2 tRNA genes and 3 rRNA genes are annotated in these 5,240 nt (G+C 49.6%); all 5 read right to left on the bottom strand.

The window, feature by feature from the left end:
- Window position 1: 1 nt before the first annotated feature.
- Window positions 2-117: ribosomal RNA gene (gene rrf / locus N8M66_RS09175) — 5S ribosomal RNA — on the bottom strand.
- 76 nt (window positions 118-193) lie between these two features.
- A 23S ribosomal RNA gene (locus tag N8M66_RS09170) occupies window positions 194-3,095 on the bottom strand.
- Between the two features lie 122 nt (window positions 3,096-3,217).
- Window positions 3,218-3,290 (bottom strand) — tRNA-Ala (locus N8M66_RS09165).
- A 51-nt stretch (window positions 3,291-3,341) separates the two neighbouring features.
- A 16S ribosomal RNA gene (locus N8M66_RS09160) occupies window positions 3,342-4,887 on the bottom strand.
- The 16S, 23S and 5S rRNA genes sit together here with 2 tRNA genes alongside, the layout of an rRNA operon.
- Window positions 4,888-5,128: 241 nt before the next feature.
- Window positions 5,129-5,200: transfer RNA gene (locus N8M66_RS09155), tRNA-Glu, on the bottom strand.
- Window positions 5,201-5,240 lie beyond the last annotated feature (40 nt).

Genomic DNA, 5,240 nt, shown 5'->3' with positions numbered 1-5,240 from the left:
AGCTAAGCGACTTCCATATCTCACAGGGGGCAACCCCCAACTACTTCCGGCGTTCTAGGGCTTAACTTCTGTGTTCGGCATGGGTACAGGTGTATCTCCTAGGCTATCGTCACTTAACTCTGAGTAATACCTACTCAAAATTGAATATCTATTCAAACCAAGAAAACCGTTCGCTTTCATATTCTCAGTTACTTTGGATAAGTCCTCGAGCTATTAGTATTAGTCCGCTACATGTGTCGCCACACTTCCACTTCTAACCTATCTACCTGATCATCTCTCAGGGCTCTTACTGATATAAAATCATGGGAAATCTCATCTTGAGGTGGGTTTCACACTTAGATGCTTTCAGCGTTTATCCCTTCCCTACATAGCTACCCAGCGATGCCTTTGGCAAGACAACTGGTACACCAGCGGTAAGTCCACTCTGGTCCTCTCGTACTAGGAGCAGATCCTCTCAAATTTCCTACGCCCGCGACGGATAGGGACCGAACTGTCTCACGACGTTCTGAACCCAGCTCGCGTGCCGCTTTAATGGGCGAACAGCCCAACCCTTGGGACCGACTACAGCCCCAGGATGCGACGAGCCGACATCGAGGTGCCAAACCTCCCCGTCGATGTGAACTCTTGGGGGAGATAAGCCTGTTATCCCCAGGGTAGCTTTTATCCGTTGAGCGATGGCCCTTCCATACGGAACCACCGGATCACTAAGCCCGACTTTCGTCCCTGCTCGAGTTGTAGCTCTCGCAGTCAAGCTCCCTTATACCTTTACACTCTGCGAATGATTTCCAACCATTCTGAGGGAACCTTTGGGCGCCTCCGTTACCTTTTAGGAGGCGACCGCCCCAGTCAAACTGCCCGTCAGACACTGTCTCCGATAGGGATCACCTATCCGGGTTAGAGTGGCCATAACACAAGGGTAGTATCCCAACAACGTCTCCTTCGAAACTGGCGTCCCGATCTCATAGACTCCTACCTATCCTGTACATGTGGTACAGACACTCAATATCAAACTGCAGTAAAGCTCCATGGGGTCTTTCCGTCCTGTCGCGGGTAACCTGCATCTTCACAGGTACTAAAATTTCACCGAGTCTCTCGTTGAGACAGTGCCCAAATCATTACGCCTTTCGTGCGGGTCGGAACTTACCCGACAAGGAATTTCGCTACCTTAGGACCGTTATAGTTACGGCCGCCGTTTACTGGGGCTTCAATTCATACCTTCGCTTACGCTAAGCACTCCTCTTAACCTTCCAGCACCGGGCAGGCGTCACCCCCTATACATCATCTTACGATTTAGCAGAGAGCTGTGTTTTTGATAAACAGTTGCTTGGGCCTATTCACTGCGGCTGACATAAAGTCAGCACCCCTTCTCCCGAAGTTACGGGGTCATTTTGCCGAGTTCCTTAACGAGAGTTCTCTCGCTCACCTGAGGCTACTCGCCTCGACTACCTGTGTCGGTTTGCGGTACGGGTAGAGTATGCTTAAACGCTAGAAGCTTTTCTTGGCAGTGTGACGTCACTAACTTCGCTACTAAACTTCGCTCCCCATCACAGCTCAATGTTATAGATATAAGCATTTGACTCATATCACACCTCACTGCTTAGACAGACTCTTCCAATCGTCTGCTTTAGTTAGCCTACTGCGTCCCTCCATCACTACATACTCTAGTACAGGAATATCAACCTGTTGTCCATCGGATACACCTTTCGGTCTCTCCTTAGGTCCCGACTAACCCAGGGCGGACGAGCCTTCCCCTGGAAACCTTAGTCTTACGGTGGACAGGATTCTCACCTGTCTTTCGCTACTCATACCGGCATTCTCACTTCTATGCGTTCCAGCACTCCTCACGGTACACCTTCTTCACACATAGAACGCTCTCCTACCATACCTATAAAGGTATCCACAGCTTCGGTAAATTGTTTTAGCCCCGGTACATTTTCGGCGCAGGGTCACTCGACTAGTGAGCTATTACGCACTCTTTGAATGAATAGCTGCTTCTAAGCTAACATCCTAGTTGTCTGTGCAACCCCACATCCTTTTCCACTTAACAATTATTTTGGGACCTTAGCTGGTGGTCTGGGCTGTTTCCCTTTCGACTACGGATCTTAGCACTCGCAGTCTGACTGCCGACCATAATTCATTGGCATTCGGAGTTTATCTGAGATTGGTAATCCGGGATGGACCCCTCACCCAAACAGTGCTCTACCTCCAAGAATCTCTAATGTCGACGCTAGCCCTAAAGCTATTTCGGAGAGAACCAGCTATCTCCAAGTTCGTTTGGAATTTCTCCGCTACCCACAAGTCATCCAAGCACTTTTCAACGTGCCCTGGTTCGGTCCTCCAGTGCGTCTTACCGCACCTTCAACCTGCTCATGGGTAGGTCACATGGTTTCGGGTCTACGTCATGATACTAAGGCGCCCTATTCAGACTCGGTTTCCCTACGGCTCCGTCTCTTCAACTTAACCTCGCATCATAACGTAACTCGCCGGTTCATTCTACAAAAGGCACGCTCTCACCCATTAACGGGCTCGAACTTGTTGTAGGCACACGGTTTCAGGTTCTATTTCACTCCCCTCCCGGGGTGCTTTTCACCTTTCCCTCACGGTACTGGTTCACTATCGGTCACTAGGGAGTATTTAGGGTTGGGAGATGGTCCTCCCAGATTCCGACGGGATTTCACGTGTCCCGCCGTACTCAGGATACTGCTAGGTACAAAGACTATTTTAAATACGAGGCTATTACTCTCTTTGGCTGATCTTCCCAAATCATTCTTCTATAATCTTTGAGTCCACATTGCAGTCCTACAACCCCGAAGAGTAAACTCTCCGGTTTGCCCTCCTGCCGTTTCGCTCGCCGCTACTAAGGCAATCGCTTTTGCTTTCTCTTCCTGCAGCTACTTAGATGTTTCAGTTCACTGCGTCTTCCTCCTCACATCCTTAACAGATGCGGGTAACAGGTAGTACCTGTTGGGTTCCCCCATTCGGAAATCCCTGGATCATCGCTTACTTACAGCTACCCAAGGCATATCGTCGTTTGTCACGTCCTTCTTCGGCTCCTAGTGCCAAGGCATCCACCGTGCGCCCTTATTAACTTAACCTTATTTTCTGACCTTTCAGTCATAAACTCTTTTAATACTACAGCGTTTCGGTTTATTTTCTTGTTACTATTTGATATAGATATTCAATTTTCAATGTGCATTACTTGGTGATCTCTCACCAATGGAGCCTAGCGGGATCGAACCGCTGACCTCCTGCGTGCAAAGCAGGCGCTCTCCCAGCTGAGCTAAGGCCCCACAAGACCTCTCAAGACTAAACAAGACCAATGCGCAGTTCCTTATCCTTAGAAAGGAGGTGATCCAGCCGCACCTTCCGATACGGCTACCTTGTTACGACTTCACCCCAATCATCTATCCCACCTTAGGCGGCTGGCTCCTTACGGTTACCTCACCGACTTCGGGTGTTACAAACTCTCGTGGTGTGACGGGCGGTGTGTACAAGGCCCGGGAACGTATTCACCGCGGCGTGCTGATCCGCGATTACTAGCGATTCCGACTTCATGTAGGCGAGTTGCAGCCTACAATCCGAACTGAGACTGGCTTTAAGAGATTAGCTTGCCGTCACCGGCTTGCGACTCGTTGTACCAGCCATTGTAGCACGTGTGTAGCCCAGGTCATAAGGGGCATGATGATTTGACGTCATCCCCACCTTCCTCCGGTTTATTACCGGCAGTCTCGCTAGAGTGCCCAACTGAATGATGGCAACTAACAATAGGGGTTGCGCTCGTTGCGGGACTTAACCCAACATCTCACGACACGAGCTGACGACAACCATGCACCACCTGTCACCTCTGTCCCGAAGGAAAACTCTATCTCTAGAGCGGTCAGAGGGATGTCAAGACCTGGTAAGGTTCTTCGCGTTGCTTCGAATTAAACCACATGCTCCACCGCTTGTGCGGGCCCCCGTCAATTCCTTTGAGTTTCAACCTTGCGGTCGTACTCCCCAGGCGGAGTGCTTAATGCGTTAGCTACGGCACTAAACCCCGGAAAGGGTCTAACACCTAGCACTCATCGTTTACGGCGTGGACTACCAGGGTATCTAATCCTGTTTGCTCCCCACGCTTTCGAGCCTCAGCGTCAGTTACAAGCCAGAGAGCCGCTTTCGCCACCGGTGTTCCTCCATATATCTACGCATTTCACCGCTACACATGGAATTCCACTCTCCCCTCTTGCACTCAAGTTAAACAGTTTCCAAAGCGTACTATGGTTAAGCCACAGCCTTTAACTTCAGACTTATCTAACCGCCTGCGCTCGCTTTACGCCCAATAAATCCGGACAACGCTCGGGACCTACGTATTACCGCGGCTGCTGGCACGTAGTTAGCCGTCCCTTTCTGGTAAGATACCGTCACAGTGTGAACTTTCCACTCTCACACTCGTTCTTCTCTTACAACAGAGCTTTACGATCCGAAAACCTTCTTCACTCACGCGGCGTTGCTCGGTCAGACTTCCGTCCATTGCCGAAGATTCCCTACTGCTGCCTCCCGTAGGAGTCTGGGCCGTGTCTCAGTCCCAGTGTGGCCGATCACCCTCTCAGGTCGGCTATGTATCGTCGCCTTGGTGAGCCGTTACCCCACCAACTAGCTAATACAACGCAGGTCCATCTGGTAGTGATGCAATTGCACCTTTTAAGCAAATGTCATGCAACATCTACTATTATGCGGTATTAGCTATCGTTTCCAATAGTTATCCCCCGCTACCAGGCAGGTTACCTACGCGTTACTCACCCGTTCGCAACTCATCCAGAGAAGCAAGCTCCTCCTTCAGCGTTCTACTTGCATGTATTAGGCACGCCGCCAGCGTTCGTCCTGAGCCAGGATCAAACTCTCATTAAAAGTTTGAGTTCTCACTCATTTCTGTCACTGACAGATTTATTGTTTTTTCATTGTTCAGTACTACAACCTTAGTTGTAGTGCCCTGCACATTGGTTCGTCTTGTTCAGTTTTCAAAGGTCTTTGTCACTCGCTTCTCTCAAGTGACAACTATATTAGTATATCACAGTCGCTTTCGCTTGTCAACACTTTTTTGAAACTTTTTTAAAACTTTTTCATCAAGTGCCTCAACCACAACATACCATAGTCCGTACGGGATTCGAACCCGTGTTACCGCCGTGAAAAGGCGGTGTCTTAACCCCTTGACCAACGGACCTGAGCTGTTATTTTCAACTCTTACTATTATACAGACTTTT

This window comes from Streptococcus mitis (assembly GCF_946188585.1).
GTDB classification, from domain to species: Bacteria; Bacillota; Bacilli; order Lactobacillales; family Streptococcaceae; genus Streptococcus; species Streptococcus mitis_DG.
Note: the sequence above shows the minus strand (reverse complement) of the source record. Positions and strands in the feature narration are given on the sequence as shown.